Genomic DNA, 16,384 nt, shown 5'->3' on the forward strand with positions numbered 1-16,384 from the left:
CCAGTCCGTGGAAAACGGACAGCAGCACCAGACCGGGCCGGCGCTGGAACCGCTGCGGCGGCTGATCCGCGACCGGCTTGCGGCCCTCCCGCCCGGGCTTGCCGAGTTCATCCTGTTCGGCCTGAAACAGGCCTGGGCCTGCCTGTTCGGCGCCCTCATGCTCGGGCTGATCATCCTGACGAAGCTCGTCTGGCAACCTGACTGGCCGATCCATCGCTACGACGCCCTCTTCCTGATGGCGCTCGCTATTCAGGTCACCTTCCTCAAGCTGAAGATGGAGAGCCTGGAGGAGGCGAAGGTCATCCTGATTTATCATCTCGTCGGCACGGCCATGGAGATCTTCAAGGTCCATATGGGCTCCTGGGTCTATCCGGAGGACGCTATCTTCCGCATTGGCGGCGTGCCGCTGTTTTCCGGCTTCATGTATGCCTCGGTCGGCAGCTACATGGCGCGCGCCATCCGCATCTTCGACATGCGCTTCACGCACTATCCGTCCTTCTGGATGACGGCGCTGCTGGCGATCGCGATCTATGCCAATTTCTACCTGCACCACTTCATCATCGATATCCGCATGGTGCTGTTCGCGGCGACGGTGCTGCTGTTCTGGCGGGTGCGCATCTATTATACGGTGGAGGCGAAGTCGCGCTGGATGCCGCTCGTCGTGGCGGCCTTCCTCACCAGCATCTTCCTCTGGATCGCGGAAAACATCGGTACGGCGACGGGTGTTTGGCTCTATCCGGGGCAAAAGACCTGGCACATGGTGCCCTTCACCAAGCTCGGATCGTGGTATCTCCTGCTCTATGTCAGCTTCGTACTGGTGACGGTCGTCTGCCGGCCGCAGCCGCCGGATACCCCTGAAATCCGACGGGCACAGGATTAACGCCTGGTTAATCGACCCGTCCTATCCTCCGATGAGACCGGAGGTTGCCATGTTGACACCCCTGCAGAGCGCGCAATCCACTGCCGCCGTCTCGGCGATGCAGTCGATCGTCGAGACGCTGGAGGAACGCCAGCGCAAGGAAGCGGAGAAGGCGAGCGGGCGCAAGCCCGACGAAATCCGAGAGCAGACACATCTGCGCTCGGACGACACGGCACGCCAGGCGAACGCCCGCATCAACGAACATTTCTTCGGCAGCAATGCCGGCAGTGAAGACACGCTTGCCAAGCTGGTGTCCCGTTTCAGCGATGCACTCGGCCTCACCCAGCAGGATGGTGAATCCAGCCGGCAATTCGCCCAGCGCCTTGCCGACCAGCTGACACTCATCGACGGCATCGCACTTCCCGCCAAGGGGAGCACGCTCAACGTCACCCTCGGCTCGCTCGGCACGACACTGACCGCCGTCAAGCAGGCGATGAGCGGCCCCTCCGACGATGCGACGGCAAACCTCGTCGCGCGCCTCGCGCTGACCGCCGACGTGACGCAGGGCGAAGACGAGACGGACGCCGACTTCGAGCAGCGCCTCTCCAGTATGCTGACGCGCCAGCGCGGCGAATTGCCTGCCGATATCGCGACATTGGAGAAGAAGACCGGCCTCTCCGAGCTCGGCCTTGAAGCGAGCGACCTCGTTGCCGCGATCCGCAATCCCTATGGCACCGAAGCCGAGCGGGTGAAGGAAGCGCTGGCCGAGAAGGCGCATGATGAAAAGGCGCTGACGCCCGAGATGCAGAAGGTGCTTGCCCGTCTGGAAGACGCGGCGAACCCGAAATCAATCGAGGAGCTGAAGCTCGACCGCACCCGGCGGGACCCGACCCGTGTCGAGGATGCGGAGACGCGCAAAGAGCGCGAAGACACGATCCGCAAGCTGGAAGCCGGCAAGAAGCTCGAGGACGTGCAGGAGCTTCAGGACGCCGTCGGCGAAGCCCACGAAGACGCGAGCGCCGGCAAAACGAAGGACAAAAAAGCCACCGATCCGTCCGCTGCCGCACTCGATACGATCCAGCTTCTCGCCGCTGGCGCGGAAGCGACCGAAATTACCGACAAAGCGCCTGCGAAAACCGACAACACCCTGTTCAAGAACAAGGAAGCCGCAGCCGAAACCACCGGCGAGGCGGTCCGCAACCTCGATGCAGCCAGCACCCGCGAACTGGAAGAGCGGGAAGAGGCGAAGAAAGAAGTCTTTGCACTGCGGGTCGACGACAACGGCATCTACGATCTGATCACGCGCCAGCTCGTCGCCTGACGCCTAGGCCTTCCGCCGCACGATGCCGAGCCTTGCAATCACCTCGGGCGGAATGCCGTAGCGGCGAACCGCGTCCTTCTGGCTGCGCAAGCCGCACATTTCCCGCTGGATGAAGAAGGCCCAGACCTTGTCGGCCGCGTCGTTCAGCAGGTCTTCGCGTTCGCCATCACCGCATCCTGCGGCAAGGCGTTCGCTGAGCAGCGCCAGCACCTTCTCGACCTTCAGCCCGTGCCGGCCGAGCGCATCCGCTCGCTCGGACATCAACTCGTATTCGAGGATATTGAGCCCCGTGTCCTTGGTGAAGGAGGGGGCAAGGGCCTGTGGCGGGCGAACCGTCATCTCTCGTCTCCAGTCAACGAGCGAAAGATGGCGCGGACCGCGTGCTGTTGCAAGAGGTCAGGTGGCGCGGGCGCGGATCTCCTCGAAGGTCCAGTCGCGCAGCAGCTGGCCGTCGCGCCAGACCGGCTGAAGCAGGTTCTCGCGACCTACCAGCTGGTCGATGCGGGCGGCTTCCAGACCGCCGGCGCCTGCCACCACGGCCTGCCGGCCACCCTTCGAGGCCTTGAGGTTCATGGTCGCCGGGCGCTTGAACACGTCATGCCAGGCGCCTTGCGTGTCCTGCCGCGCATTGGCCTTCATGGCGAAGGAATAGGTGTCGCGGTTGACCTTCTGCAAAAGCCCCGCCCCCATACCGAAGGCGATGTTCTCCGCCGAGAAGCCGAAAGCCTCCAGCCGACCAAGGATGAGACCGATATCGGCCGGCGAAATGCCGTCGCCCTGGATGACGCGCACGCTGTTGTCCAGCACCTTGTAACCCTTGGCATTGAGATGCGTGCCGAAGGCATAGGCGAGTTGGCGCACGACCTGCACCGGCGTCTCCACCGGGTCGCCGCTATCCGGCCGGACGACGAGCGTGCCGCCGGCAGACTGCACCCGGTCCTTCAACTGCTTGCCCCAGATTTCCGTGACGGCATTGTTGATGTCGTAGCTGTCCGACACGACGGCATAGAGACCCTTGGCGCCGAACTTGTCGATCATGTTGCCATAGGCATCCGCCTCATGCTCCTGGCCCCAGGAGGTCATGGTCGAGTGCTCCGATGCCGGGATCGAAAACCCGGCCATGTCCGCACCGTAGTAGCGGCGCGCAAAGAGCACCGCGCTCACCGTATCGGTGCCCATGAAATTGACGAGATGGGCCACGCCACCGATGCCCGCCTGCTCGAAGCTCGTCGTGCCACGCGCACCAAAATCGTGCAGGCGGAAAGGCAGAACGGCGGCGGGGTCGTCGCAGGTCTTGTCGAGGATTGGCTGGATGATCTGCTTCACCTTACGGGAATTCGAGGCGACTGTGCTCGGATACCAGATGGCGCGCAGAAGCGAGGTCTCGATATAGGAGGTCAGCCAGTAGCAGTCGGGATCGGTGTTGACGACCTGCGCAACCGGTACGCCACGGCGCACCAACGTGCCTTCCGGCAAGGCCTCGATGGAGAGCGGCAGGAAGCCACCATGTTTGTTGACGATATGCGTCCAGCCCGCGCGGTTGAACGGCAGGCCGTGCGCCGCCACGATCGCTTCGGCCTCGTCCACGTCCGCTTTCGTCACCGGTTTCGAGAGATATTCCTTGAGGAACATCTGGAGGCCGAAGAACAGCACTTCCGCCTGCTCGGAATGGCCGCGCGCCTCGACATAGGAGGAGATGGCGCGGGTTTCCGGCGGGTATTGCAGGTAGTGGCTGAACTTGTAGCTGTCGGTGTTGAGGATGAAATTGGTGAGGTTCATCGAGGGATCTCCGCCGCATCCGCGGCCCGCATGTATCGGCGGTTAACAGTGTGGGGAAGATTTACGCGAGGTGAGCATAAGGGGCAAGCCCCTGTAAAAGAGGTGAAATCTTGCGGTCGTTGCTGCACATGCGAAGGATTTTCGCCCGTATTAGGATTTCGTTAACCATAAAATGCCAATTGTAAGGGTCAGTAGATGTTCGGAGTCCAGGGTTCCTCCCGTCCGGTACAGTTAAGCGGTTCAGTGCTTGCCGGGTTGCCCGCCGCCTCCGCGTAAAATGCCCGGTTCGTCCGGGCCGAATGCTCACCCTTCGCAGCGTCGCGCATGATGCGCCATCCGACGGACGATGGAACATTGGCAGGCCTGGCGATGCGGGAACGCATCGGCGATGGAGAACAGGAGGCAGGCATGCTGCCGCGCGTGGCAACAACGACCGGGACTTTGCAGCCCTCCCCCGCCCTTCCGGCGGGCGGCTCGGTCGATGCGACCGCCAGGCCGCAGCTCTCCGCCGCCGCACTCGCCAATCTTCGGGCGGACGTGCTGCTCCGGCTCATCGAAACCATGCTGAAGCACCTGCCGCCGGGCGCGGAGGCAAACCCCAGCCGTGACCTGCTCGAGACATTGCTTGTCGCGCTGAAGACCCTGCCGGGCCGCGAGGGCGAGAATGGCCGCAAGCTTGCCGATATTCTCGCCAAGCTTCCGCCGGAACTTCGCCCGAGCGTGGAAAAACTGATCAGCACCGTGCTCTCCTCCATGCCCACGCGCAGCCTGATCGAAATCATTCGCAACCCGAACGGGCCGGAGGCTCAGAAACTCGCCACCCTGATCGCGACCAGCCTCTCGCTCCCGGATGGTGGCGACTTTCATGGCGGAGGTGCGGAACATCCGCAGAAACCGCTCGGCCTGACGCTCCAGCAGCTCGCCATTCTCGACCGTCAGGGCAGCAACCCGCTCTCCGCCATTCCGGCGCGCGTACTTGCCGAGGCCTTGCGCAATCCGAGCGGGCCGGAAGCGCAAAAGCTTGCTAGCCTTATTGCAACGGGCCTTCCGATCGCCGACGAAGGTGGGGCAGAGCACCAGCAGAAGCCGATTGGTCTTGCCAACCAGCAACTTGGCATCATCGGCCGCCAGGGCAATCTGCTCTCTGCCATTCCGGCGCGCGTGCTCGCCGAAATCCTGCGCAATCCAAGCGGGCCGGAAGCACAAAAACTGGCCGCTCTCCTTGCGAACGTCGATCTCGACCAGGGCGACAACAGTTTTCACGCTGCCGGTGCGGAGCGCAAGCCACTTGGCCTGACCGCCCAGCAACTTATCGCCATCGGCCGCCAAGGCACGCAGCAGGCAGGGCAATCCGGGGATGCGCGTGCACTGCAAGCGGCGCTGAAAAGCATCTTCGATGCCGACGGCAGCAGCAAGCCACGCGCCGTGGTGGCACGCGCGGCGGAGGCCGTTGCCGGCCGGCTGGATCCCGCCTTGGTAAACCGCTTGCCCGCCGAAACAAATGCGGCGGCCCGGACAGAGCTGCATTCGCCACTGCCCATCGCCAAACACGGCGACCAGCAGCCCGTGGAAGCCGTAGCAGGGGCCGTCCGCCACGGTGAACATGCGGAAGAACCTGAAACCGCGACACCGGCAGCAAAGCGGGAGGAACTGCCCGCGAAGGCACAGTCCGCCAACGCGACGGGACAGGCGCTGGCCCGCAGCGTGCTGCAGGCAGTGGCACGCGATGTGCCGCCCGCCCTGCTGATGCAGGCAGTGGCTCATCTGGTCGAAAACCTCTCGCCCGAGGAAGCAAGCTTTCTTCGGGCGCTGCTGGAGCGACCGCTCGATGCGATGGTTGAGCCGGAAATCGAACGCGCCGAGACCGGACACCCGGAGGAGAGCGTACAGCAGGCCATCGAGACCGAAACCGCGGCCGAAGGCAACAAGGCAAAGCCCGAAACCTCCCTCTCCTCGCCACGGCAGGTTACAGAGCAGGACGAGGCATTGCCGATGCCGGCTCGCCCGGCCGCCCAGCCGGTAACGGTGGTCGACGTGACGCCGGACAGGTTGCTCCCGACAGCGATGCCGCGTGACGGAATACCGCTTGCCTTCGTTCCCTACCTGCCTGCCGAAGAAGACCTCGAATGGTCGGAGAAGAGGAATACGGAAGACGACGAAGCTGCCGATGAAGACGCGGCAGACAGTGAAGCCGGAGGCGACGACGCAGCACAGCAGGAAGCGGACGCCTCCGATGACGAGCCTGAAAGCGCCGACATGGCCCGCAAGCGCGAGAAGACGGCGGAGATGGTCGGCGTCATCGAGCCCGGTCTCGTCTTCTACCAGAAGCTCGGCGACTACTGGGCCTGAGCGCGCGCCAAAAACCTCGTAACGAAAAAGCCCGCGGAGATCGCTCTCCGCGGGCTTCTTATTGGTCAGGCAAGCAAGGCTTACTCGGCGTTGTTGCGGTTCTTCAGAGCCGCGCCGAGGATGTCGCCGAGCGAAGCGCCCGAGTCGGACGAACCGAACTGTGCGACGGCTTCCTTCTCTTCAGCGATTTCCAGAGCCTTGATCGAAAGCTGGATCTTGCGATCCTTCTTCGAGAAGTTCAGGACGCGGGCGTCAACGGTCTGGCCGACCGAGAAACGCTCCGGACGCTGTTCGTCACGGTCACGCGACAGGTCGTTGCGGCGGATGAACGACGTGAGGTCCTCGTGGTTGACGAGCTTCACTTCGATGCCGCCATCGTTGATCGCGATGACTTCGCACGAAACGACGGCATTCTTGCGCAGGTCGCCGGACGTGGCGGCGTCGCCGACAGCGTCCTTGCCGAGCTGCTTGATGCCGAGCGAGATGCGCTCCTTGTCGACGTCCACATCCAGAACGACAGCCTTGACGACGTCGCCCTTGTTGAACTCTTCGATGACCTGCTCGCCCGGACGGTTCCAGTCGAGATCCGACAGGTGCACCATGCCGTCGACGTCGCCGTCGAGGCCGATGAACAGGCCGAATTCGGTCTTGTTCTTGACTTCGCCTTCAACTTCCGTGCCAGCCGGGTGGCTGTGCGCGAATGCCTGCCACGGGTTCTCGAGGGTCTGCTTGAGACCGAGCGAGATGCGGCGCTTCGTCGGGTCGACTTCGAGAACGACCACGTCAACTTCCTGGCTGGTGGACAGGATCTTGCCGGGGTGAACGTTCTTCTTGGTCCAGGACATTTCGGAGATGTGGATCAGGCCTTCGATGCCCGGCTCCAGCTCAACGAACGCACCGTAGTCGGTGATGTTCGTAACCGTACCGGAAATCTTCTTGCCGGTCGGGTACTTGGTGCCGATGCCATCCCACGGATCCGACTCTAGCTGCTTCATGCCGAGCGAGATGCGGTGGGTTTCCTGGTTGATGCGGATGATCTGAACCTTGACCTGCTGGCCAATGGACAGGATTTCCGACGGATGGTTGACGCGGCGCCAGGCCATGTCGGTGACGTGCAGCAGGCCGTCGATGCCGCCGAGGTCAACGAACGCACCGTAATCGGTGATGTTCTTGACGACGCCGTCAACAACCTGGCCTTCTTCGAGGTTCTGAACGATTTCAGAACGCTGCTCGGCGCGCGACTCTTCGAGAACCGTACGGCGCGAGACGACGATGTTGCCGCGACGCTTGTCCATCTTGAGGATTTCGAAGGGCTGCGGGTTGTGCATGAGCGGCGTGACGTCGCGGATCGGACGGATGTCGACCTGCGAACGCGGCAGGAAGGCAACGGCGCCGTCGAGATCGACGGTGAAGCCACCCTTGACCTGGTTGAAGATGACGCCTTCGACGCGCTCGCCGGCTTCGAACTTGACTTCGAGCTTGGCCCAGCTCTCTTCGCGGCGAGCCTTTTCGCGCGACAGAACAGCTTCGCCCAGCGCGTTTTCGATGCGCTCGACATAGACTTCGACTTCGTCGCCGACCTTCAGCGTGCCGTCCTTGGACTTGGCACCGAATTCCTTCAGCGGTACGCGGCCTTCAACCTTGAGGCCGACGTCGATGATGGCGACGTCCTTCTCGATGGCTGTAACGATACCCTTGGCAACATAGCCTTCGGCGAGATCGTTGGTGGCAAAAGATTCCTGCAGCAGGGCTGCGAAATCTTCGCGCGTGGGGTTTGCTTGAGACATGAAAACTCCTGGTGTGCCTCTCGGGCACAGGCGCCGGGGGTTAGCGTTGATGATAAACAAAACTTTGTCCGCTGCCTCAAGGGCAGCTAATCCGGCGCGGGGACAGGCTTCGTTCTATTGCTTAAGCGCGGCGTCGATGAACGATTTTGCCGCCGAAAACGCCGCCTCTATACTCATTTCCGAGGTATCAAGCAAGTGCGCATCGTCGGCGGGCTTCAGCGGGCTGTCCGCCCGGCCCATGTCGCGCTCGTCGCGGCGGCGGATATCGTCGAGGATCGTCTCGAAATCGACCACCCCACCGCCGGCGAGGATTTCCTCGTAACGACGCTTCGCGCGCACCTCCGGCGAGGCCGTAACGTAGAGTTTCACCGGCGCATCCGGGCAAACCACCGTGCCGATATCCCGGCCATCGAGCACCGTTCCGGGCTCACGCGCTGCAAAAATCCGCTGCGCCTCGACCAAAGCCCGACGCACGGAGGGCATGACGGCAATCTTGGACGCCGCCTCGCCGATGGCATGCGCGGACAGAACCGAGCGGTCGAGCCCGCCGAGATCGAGATTGCGCGCCACATCGGCGGCGACGGTCTCGTCGTCAAGCGGCAGACCGCGGTCCAGCAATGCCTTCGCCGTTGCCCGGTAGGTCAGACCCGTATCGAGATGATGAAAGCCGTAGTCTTCCGCAATGCGGCGCGACAGCGTCCCCTTGCCGGCAGCAGCAGGACCGTCGATGGCAATCGTCTTCATGTCGCACCCATGCGTCAAATGCTTTTCATCAAGGGTGTTAGCGGAAGACGGGGGGCGATGCCAAGGGGCAAGGCCCATCAACAGGTCGGCCATTTTCCTTTGGCATTGGAAAAAAGCGTATTGCCTCGCTACGCGCCGACAGCATTCTCAGCCTTCCGTTTCTCTGTTGCGCGCCGTCGCCGCTCTGCAAACAGCACATGAAGGGCCAGCGGGCATACCAGAAGAATCAATACGACGTGAAATCCGCTCATTGCAGGCTGCGGACTATCGATTCCGAGAACATCTGCAACCACTCTCCACAAAGCCGCCAGAAGAACTGCGCCGAGGCCAATCATGAGGTTGCGCAATCTTCGGTCGCTAATCGCGGAAAAGAATTGCCGGGCAATCAAGCGGGCAATCTGCGCGATAGACGGGCGTGGCTCAACGTTGTCTGTCGCCGATACAGGCGCCCTATCGAGGATGGACGCCATGGCCCGCGTGTAGCCTCGTTCGACCAGCGTCACGACAACGAGCAGAATCAGGGTCAACGCGATTGCGAACAGTCGTATTGAGGGATTGAAGAAGGCTACAGCCGCCGAAAGCCAAATCCCCAGAGCTAAAAACACCTGAAGGAAGTAGCTCCACTTCGCCATGCCTTCAACGCGCTCGCACTCCGCACTTGTCAGCACCACCGCCTTCGCTCGCAAATGAAGGCGATAGACAACGCGCCCATCATCAAGACGGCGAAGAATGCGGCTTGGAATTTGGGTCACGCATGTCCTCCGGGTTTCTGCGAAACCTAGGGGATGGCACTTAACAGCCTATTCCCGGCAAAGTCGAAATTTTACGCGTTCAGCTCTATCTTCGCGCCCAGGCCCGCCATCAGGTCCATGAACTCCGGAAAACTCGTCGCAATCATCGTCGCGTCATCGACGGTCACCGGGTTTTCCGAGACGAGGCCCATGACGAGGAAGCTCATGGCGATGCGGTGGTCGAGATGCGTTGCGACGGCTGCACCCGAGGCATTGCCGAGGCCCTTGCCGTCCGGGCGGCCGCGCACGACGAGCGAGGCTTCGCCCTCGTCGCAGTCGACGCCGTTGAGCTTCAGGCCGATCGCCACGGCGGAAAGACGGTCGCTTTCCTTGACACGCAGTTCCTCGAGGCCGTTCATCACCGTCGTGCCCTCCGCAAAAGCGGCGGCGACGGCGAGTACCGGATATTCGTCGATCATCGACGGGGCGCGGTCTTCCGGCACCGTCACACCCTTGAGTTCGGAGGAACGCACGCGCAGGTCCGCCACGTCTTCGCCGCCGGCAAGGCGCGGGTTCAGGACGTCGATGTTCGCACCCATTTCCTGAAGCGTCAGGATAAGGCCGGTGCGGGTCGGGTTCATCAGCACATTGAGGATCGTCACGTCGGACGCCGGAACCAGAAGGGCAGCGACCAGCGGGAAGGCCGTCGAAGACGGATCGCCCGGCACGTCGATGACCTGGCCCGTGAGCTTGCCGCGGCCTTCAAGCCGGATCGTGCGCACACCGTCCGCATCCGTCTCGACGGAGAGGTTGGCGCCAAAGCCCTGCAGCATCTTCTCGGTGTGGTCACGCGTCATGATCGGCTCGATGACCGTCGTGATGCCCGGCGTGTTGAGGCCGGCAAGCAGCACCGCGGACTTCACCTGGGCGGAGGCCATCGGCACGCGATAGGTGATCGGCGTCGGTGTTTTCGGCCCATGCAACGTCACCGGCAGGCGGTCGCCAGCGTCAGAGGTCACCTGCACGCCCATTTCGCGCAACGGATTGAGCACGCGGCCCATCGGGCGCTTGGTGAGCGACGCATCGCCGATGAAGGTGGAATCAAAGTCGTAGACGCCGACGAGGCCCATGGTCAGGCGGCAGCCGGTGCCGGCATTGCCGAAATCGAGCGGCGCTTGCGGTGCCAGCAACGCGCCGTTGCCAAGACCATTGATGATCCAGGTGTCGCCATCCTTGCGGATCTTGGCGCCCATGGCCTGCATCGCCTTGCCGGTATTGATCACGTCCTCGCCTTCGAGCAGGCCCGTGATGCGGGTTTCACCGCTGGCAAGCCCGCCGAACATGAAGGAGCGGTGAGAAATCGACTTGTCACCGGGGATGCGAACGGTCCCGGAAAGGCCGGAGGACTTGCGGGCGGTTGCGGGCCGTGCACTGGCGCCGTGCGACATGGGCGTCTTCCTTATATACATCCACCGCTCCCCGAACGGAGCGCGCCGGGGAGAACGCGGGCTTGCTATCACAAACGATTTAAAGCGTCATCATCCCGCCGAAAAACATTCGTCGGAGGCTTCGGATCAGGCCGCTTCCAAGTTTGGCTTTGACAGGATTGCCCAAGACGATTATGGGGACCGGCTAATCATTCTACGTCCAACGCGCCGGAACCCCCGGCCCCGCCGGAAACATTCGGCACCTGAGAGGCTTTGACTGTGGCGAAACAGGAACTCGGAACCAAACGCATCGACCCGGAAACAGGCAAGAAATTCTACGACCTGAACCGTAATCCGATCGTCTCGCCCTACACGGGCAAGTCCTATCCGCTGTCCTTCTTTGAAGAGACGGCTGCGGTTGCGGTTCTCGAAAAGGCGGCTGAGGAAGAGGAAGTCAACGAAGTCGACGCCGAGAACACGGAAGTCGAACTCGTCTCTCTCGAGGATGCCGACGAAGCAGCGAGCGGCGACGACCTGCCGGATCTCGGCGATGACGAGGTCGAAATCGACGGCGACGAAGACGATACGTTCCTGGAACAGGACGAAGATGACGACGATGACGACATGACCGGCCTGATCGGCGTCACCGGCGACGAAGACGAAGCATAAGACGTTGTTTTTCCGGCCGGTTTCAAAAAAACCGGCCGGATTTCATTTTTCGGCTTGCCATCTCCGATCACCGGAAGTAATAAGCCGCACACCGAACGGAAACGCCGCTTCGGTTCCCGGAAAACCGGCCTAGCCGGACCCGTTATGGGGCTATAGCTCAGCTGGGAGAGCGCTTGCATGGCATGCAAGAGGTCAGCGGTTCGATCCCGCTTAGCTCCACCAATCTCTCTCAAGTAATTGGTTTCCTTACAGGCCTTTGGCCGACAAAGGTCATTTCTGCCGCGTTGGTGCACCACGAGCAGAAAACTCGCGGCGAAGAAAAAACAACGTCTCAGCCTGCGCGCGCCGAACCGCCAGCCTTGCCGCACGATCTTCGTCCACAGAGCGTCGCTTAACTCATACCGCTAGGCCGGCCCCCAAAGACCGCCGTGGTTCAACGCGGCATCCCATGAAGCATGCGATCAGGCAAATCAGGAATCCTGAATGCCGATCCGGCCTACCCCCTAGTATTTTTTCTTGCGGACGATCTTGTTGCCCCGCGGTCCGCTGACGACTGGCGTTCGGTTGCGGTTTTCTGCAAGCAGGCTGCGCCAGCGTTCCAGGCGATCGACAGCTAGGTCGCCGCTGGCAACCGCCGCCTGCACGGCGCAGCCCGGTTCGTGGGCATGGGTGCAGTCGCGAAATCGGCAAAGCGGGGCCAGGTCTGTGATTTCAGCAAACAGCGTATCGATACCGTCGGTAACATCGCTGACGTAGAGCGTTCGTATTCCCGGCGTATCAATGACCCAGCCGCCGCCTGAAATGGCATGCAGCGATCGTGCGGTCGTGGTGTGCCGGCCCTTTGCATCTTTTTCCCGGATCCCTCCGGTCTTCTGCGTTGTGCCGGATGCAGGCCCGGCCAGGGTGTTCACCAGCGTCGATTTTCCGACGCCGGAGGACCCCACCAGCGCCACAGTCTGGCCAACACCGCACCAGGGCCTCAGCAGGGACACGGCATCGGCCGAGCGCGCATTCAAGACAACGACGGGCAAGTCACGCTGTAGCGCCTTGGCTTGCTGCTCGAACAGGCCGGCGTCATCGGCGGTGTCAGCCTTGGTCAGCACGATCACCGGATTGGTCCCGGCCTGGTTGGCCATGATCAAGTAGCGTTCCAGCCTTCCGAGGTTGAAATCGGCATTGCACGAGGTCACGATAAACAGGGTATCGACATTGGCCGCAGCAAGCTGCTGGCCGTGCCCGCCTTCCGCGCGCCGCTGGAACACGGTTCTTCGGTCGAGGCGGCGGACAAACATGCCCGTCAGGGGATCGGCAAGAACCCAATCGCCCACCGCAAAGTCAGCAGTGTTGGTATTGGCCGGAAGCTCTAGTCCGATCGGCCCGGTGGCATCGATCGCGTCGATGCGCGCCCGGTGAACCGAGGCGACGCGCCTGGCTGCGAGATCCGCTTCGCCCGGCTCGACCTGCGCCGCGAAGAAATCCGACCAGCCAAGCAGTTCAAGCGATGAGGGCGGGTTGGAAGCGGTCAAAGTTTGATCCGACTATTCGGCGATGCTGTCATGGACAGGCTTTCCGCAGGTTGAGGTTGCTTGATTCCATGGGAGAATCACGTTGTTTTGACCGCTCGACATGCTGCTACTGGCTGATTGACGTTGTCCAACCGCGAAGCCGACTTTGTCGCCTGCGCGGAGGGAACCGCCGCATTGCAAGGCAGACAGACGAACGAAGCAGTCAATGCTCAGCTTGTCATTTCAACGTCCGCAGGGCTACCGTTGGAGAGACGAATCCCTCAGCAAAATCCGTTTAATTTGAGAATCTTATGCGCCTCGATGGAAGCGCGAAGCTCATCCTCGGAAATGCGATTTCCCTGGTTGGTATCGGGATGGTGCATCTTGAGCCTTTCCTTGTAGCGGCTCTTGATTTCCTCGGGCGTCGCATCCGGCGAAAGACCGAGTGTCTCAAATGCCTTGGCTTCAAGCACCTTGAGCTTCCGCTTCTGGAGTTCGGCTCTTTGCGCCTGGCGCTGCGCCGCGGTCTTGCGGGCATTCAATGCCTTTGCAGAACCGGAGCGGACGGTAGAGGGCATCGGAACTTCGGATCCCCGGTCGACTGCTGCCCCCCAGGTCGGCCGCGCGCCGATTGTCGCTTCTTTCTGGTAGCGGGCGATGTCTGCATCAGAAAGACCTGTCGCAAAATTGTAGCCCTTGTTGTACTCCTTTACATGCTCAAGACAGAACAGCAGATACAGGCCTTCGGCGTCTCGCCCGACGGGTGCGCGGTGCGAACCGGTCTTTTCGCAACCATCCCATTGGCATTTCGGCCCGACAGGCTCGCTTTGCGGGGTCGCCTTCTTCCGCGTGGATTTAAGGCCGACGAATATTTTGGAATCACGTGTCATGGGACCGATATGAAGGTAGCGGGGGGCGTTGGCAAGAATTAGCGAGCTTTGCAGTTAAAGGCTTTCAGCACGCGATACGTCAGAATCGGCGTGATGTCTCTCCCCTTCTCCCGTTGGCTACTCGACATGTTGCCTGCGAGCTTCTTGTCCCCGGCCATTCTCAAGCACGCCCAAAACAGGAAACTCTGCTAGCACTCTCGGCGCGGGAGTGCTAAGAGTGTTTACCGGGATGGGCCATTGGGCCGCGTCTCGCCAAGGAACCCCAAAATGACAAGTACCGTTTTCCGGCCGTTGCACGACCGCGTCGTCGTGCGCCGTATCGAGGCTGAAGCCAAGACCAAGGGTGGCATTATCATTCCTGACACCGCCAAGGAAAAGCCGCAGGAAGGCGAAATCGTCGCCGTCGGTTCCGGCGCTCGTGACGAGTCCGGCAAGGTCGTCCCGTTGGACGTCAAGGCTGGCGACCGCATCCTGTTCGGCAAGTGGTCGGGCACCGAAGTCAAGCTCGACGGCGAAGACCTTCTGATCATGAAGGAAGCCGACATCATGGGCGTCATCGCCTGATCTCGACGGCTTCTTCCGTTCCTATTGACAAAGACCATTGGGCCAACAGCCCGGGAGTTTTCCATGTCTGCCAAACAGATCAAATTCGGCCGTGATGCACGCGAAAAGCTGCTGCGCGGCGTCGATATCCTCGCTGACGCAGTGAAAGTCACGCTCGGCCCCAAGGGCCGCAATGTCGTGATCGACAAGTCGTACGGCGCGCCGCGCATCACCAAGGACGGCGTCACCGTCGCCAAGGAAATCGAACTGGAAGACAAGTTCGAGAACATGGGCGCCCAGCTCGTTCGCGAAGTTGCTTCCAAGACCAACGACATCGCCGGCGACGGCACGACGACGGCAACCGTTCTTGCGCAAGCCATTGTTCGCGAAGGCGGCAAGGCCGTCGCTGCTGGCATGAACCCGATGGATCTGAAGCGCGGCATCGACCTTGCGGTCACCGCCGTCGTCAAGGACCTGCTCGCCAAGGCCAAGAAGATCAACACCTCGGAAGAGATTGCCCAGGTCGGCACGATCTCGGCCAATGGCGAAAAGGAAATCGGCCAGTACATCGCCGACGCGATGCAGAAGGTCGGCAACGAGGGCGTCATTACCGTCGAGGAAGCCAAGACCGCCGAGACGGAGCTTGAAGTCGTCGAAGGCATGCAGTTCGACCGCGGCTACCTCAGCCCCTATTTCGTCACCAATGCCGAGAAGATGGTGGCTGATCTGGAAGACGCCTACGTGCTGCTGCACGAAAAGAAGCTCTCCAACCTGCAGGCCATGCTGCCGATCCTGGAAGCTGTCGTTCAGACCGGCAAGCCGCTGGTGATCATCTCGGAGGATGTCGAAGGCGAAGCGCTTGCAACGCTCGTGGTCAACAAGCTGCGTGGTGGCCTCAAGATCGCTGCCGTCAAGGCTCCTGGCTTCGGCGACCGCCGCAAGGCCATGCTGGAGGATCTTGCGATCCTGACCGGCGGCACTGTCATCTCCGAAGACCTCGGCATCAAGCTCGATACCGTCACGCTCGACATGCTCGGCCATGCCAAGAAAATCTCGATCACCAAGGAAACCACCACCGTCGTCGATGGCGCCGGCACCAAGGCTGAGATTGAAGGCCGCGTGGCCCAGATCAAGGCGCAGATCGAAGAGACCACGTCGGACTACGATAAGGAAAAGCTGCAGGAACGTCTTGCCAAGCTTTCTGGCGGCGTTGCCGTGATCCGTGTCGGCGGCTCGACGGAAATCGAAGTCAAGGAAAAGAAGGACCGCATCGACGACGCGCTCAACGCGACGCGTGCTGCCGTCGAAGAAGGTATCGTGCCCGGCGGCGGAACTGCCTTGCTGCGCGCTTCCATCGTCCTCGACGTCAAGGGCGAGAACGACGACCAGAATGCCGGCGTCGCGATCATCCGCAAGGCCTTGCAGTCGCTGGTTCGCCAGATCGCCGAAAACGCCGGCGACGAAGGCTCCATCGTGGTCGGACGGATTCTCGAAAGCAATACGGACAATTACGGCTACAACGCCCAGACGTCTGAATATGGCGACATGATCGCCATGGGCATTGTCGATCCGGTCAAGGTGGTTCGTACCGCGCTTCAGAATGCAGCTTCGGTTGCTGGTCTGCTCGTGACGACGGAAGCCATGATTGCCGATCTGCCGAAGAAGGACGCTGCCGGCGGCGGCATGCCGGACATGGGCGGCATGATCTAACGGCGTCCGTTCGGAACGCATTGATCCACGATTACACAGGGCTCCGCTTCGGCGGAGCCCTGCATATGGC

General features: G+C 61.7%; 14 protein-coding genes and 1 tRNA gene. 7 read left to right on the forward strand and 8 right to left on the reverse strand.

The genetic code is table 11. From position 1 onward, the window contains the following. The first annotated feature begins 7 nt into the window (after positions 1–7). Both ACT6VE_RS22785 and ACT6VE_RS22790 read left to right on the forward strand, forming a co-directional pair. The gene (locus ACT6VE_RS22785; protein ID WP_444800699.1) at positions 8–880 is read left to right on the forward strand and encodes a DUF817 domain-containing protein; all 873 of its coding nucleotides are present in this window, start codon (positions 8–10) and stop codon (positions 878–880) included. Positions 881–929: 49 nt separating this feature from the next. Then, the gene (locus tag ACT6VE_RS22790) at positions 930–2,180 is read left to right on the forward strand and encodes a hypothetical protein (protein ID WP_444800700.1); all 1,251 of its coding nucleotides are present in this window, start codon (positions 930–932) and stop codon (positions 2,178–2,180) included. A gap of 3 nt (positions 2,181–2,183) precedes the next feature. Here ACT6VE_RS22790 and ACT6VE_RS22795 read toward each other — a convergent pair whose 3' ends face one another. Then, on the reverse strand, positions 2,184–2,519 hold the full coding sequence (locus ACT6VE_RS22795; protein WP_444800701.1) for a DUF6665 family protein: 336 nt from the start codon (positions 2,517–2,519) through the stop codon (positions 2,184–2,186). Between the two features lie 57 nt (positions 2,520–2,576). Then, entirely contained in the window at positions 2,577–3,959 is a 1,383-nt protein-coding gene (locus tag ACT6VE_RS22800) for a nicotinate phosphoribosyltransferase (protein WP_444800702.1), read from the reverse strand. A 324-nt stretch (positions 3,960–4,283) separates the two neighbouring features. On the opposite strand from ACT6VE_RS22800, the gene ACT6VE_RS22805 reads away from it, so the two are divergent. Beyond that, on the forward strand, positions 4,284–6,308 hold the full coding sequence (locus ACT6VE_RS22805; protein ID WP_444800703.1) for a hypothetical protein: 2,025 nt from the start codon (positions 4,284–4,286) through the stop codon (positions 6,306–6,308). A gap of 80 nt (positions 6,309–6,388) precedes the next feature. Here ACT6VE_RS22805 and rpsA read toward each other — a convergent pair whose 3' ends face one another. The 4 genes from rpsA to aroA all read right to left on the reverse strand — a co-directional run bounded on the left by rpsA (position 6,389) and on the right by aroA (position 11,018). Further along, positions 6,389–8,095: a 30S ribosomal protein S1 gene (gene rpsA / locus ACT6VE_RS22810; RefSeq protein ID WP_444800704.1), complete on the reverse strand. Its 1,707-nt coding sequence runs from the start codon at positions 8,093–8,095 to the stop codon at positions 6,389–6,391. Between the two features lie 114 nt (positions 8,096–8,209). Next, a complete protein-coding gene (gene cmk, locus ACT6VE_RS22815; RefSeq protein ID WP_444800705.1) occupies positions 8,210–8,839 on the reverse strand; it encodes a (d)CMP kinase in 630 nt (209 codons plus the stop codon). A gap of 128 nt (positions 8,840–8,967) precedes the next feature. Further along, positions 8,968–9,591 carry a hypothetical protein gene (locus tag ACT6VE_RS22820; protein WP_444800706.1) on the reverse strand — a complete coding sequence of 208 codons (624 nt, stop codon included), beginning with the start codon at positions 9,589–9,591 and terminating at the stop codon, positions 8,968–8,970. 71 nt (positions 9,592–9,662) lie between these two features. Then, the gene (gene aroA, locus ACT6VE_RS22825) at positions 9,663–11,018 is read right to left on the reverse strand and encodes a 3-phosphoshikimate 1-carboxyvinyltransferase (protein ID WP_444800707.1); all 1,356 of its coding nucleotides are present in this window, start codon (positions 11,016–11,018) and stop codon (positions 9,663–9,665) included. Positions 11,019–11,276: 258 nt separating this feature from the next. Between aroA and ACT6VE_RS22830 the strand changes: the two genes are divergently transcribed. Next, positions 11,277–11,666 (forward strand): TIGR02300 family protein, encoded by a 390-nt coding sequence (locus ACT6VE_RS22830; RefSeq protein ID WP_444800708.1) that lies wholly within the window; start codon positions 11,277–11,279, stop codon positions 11,664–11,666. Positions 11,667–11,812: 146 nt separating this feature from the next. Continuing rightward, a tRNA-Ala gene (locus ACT6VE_RS22835) sits at positions 11,813–11,888 on the forward strand. A 281-nt stretch (positions 11,889–12,169) separates the two neighbouring features. Here ACT6VE_RS22835 and rsgA read toward each other — a convergent pair. Together rsgA and ACT6VE_RS22845 are read right to left on the reverse strand one after the other, a co-directional pair. Further along, positions 12,170–13,192: a ribosome small subunit-dependent GTPase A gene (rsgA, locus tag ACT6VE_RS22840; RefSeq protein ID WP_444800709.1), complete on the reverse strand. Its 1,023-nt coding sequence runs from the start codon at positions 13,190–13,192 to the stop codon at positions 12,170–12,172. Positions 13,193–13,452: 260 nt separating this feature from the next. After that, positions 13,453–14,061: a J domain-containing protein gene (locus ACT6VE_RS22845; protein WP_444800710.1), complete on the reverse strand. Its 609-nt coding sequence runs from the start codon at positions 14,059–14,061 to the stop codon at positions 13,453–13,455. 267 nt (positions 14,062–14,328) lie between these two features. On the opposite strand from ACT6VE_RS22845, the gene groES reads away from it, so the two are divergent. Next, positions 14,329–14,625 (forward strand): co-chaperone GroES, encoded by a 297-nt coding sequence (gene groES, locus ACT6VE_RS22850; RefSeq protein WP_069060008.1) that lies wholly within the window; start codon positions 14,329–14,331, stop codon positions 14,623–14,625. A 63-nt stretch (positions 14,626–14,688) separates the two neighbouring features. Beyond that, complete coding sequence (groL, locus tag ACT6VE_RS22855) at positions 14,689–16,314, forward strand: chaperonin GroEL (RefSeq protein WP_444800711.1); 1,626 nt, start codon at positions 14,689–14,691, stop codon at positions 16,312–16,314. The last annotated feature ends 70 nt before the right edge of the window (positions 16,315–16,384 follow it).

It is taken from the genome of Shinella sp. (genome assembly GCF_052438155.1).
In the GTDB taxonomy this organism is placed as follows: Bacteria; Pseudomonadota; Alphaproteobacteria; order Rhizobiales; family Rhizobiaceae; genus Shinella.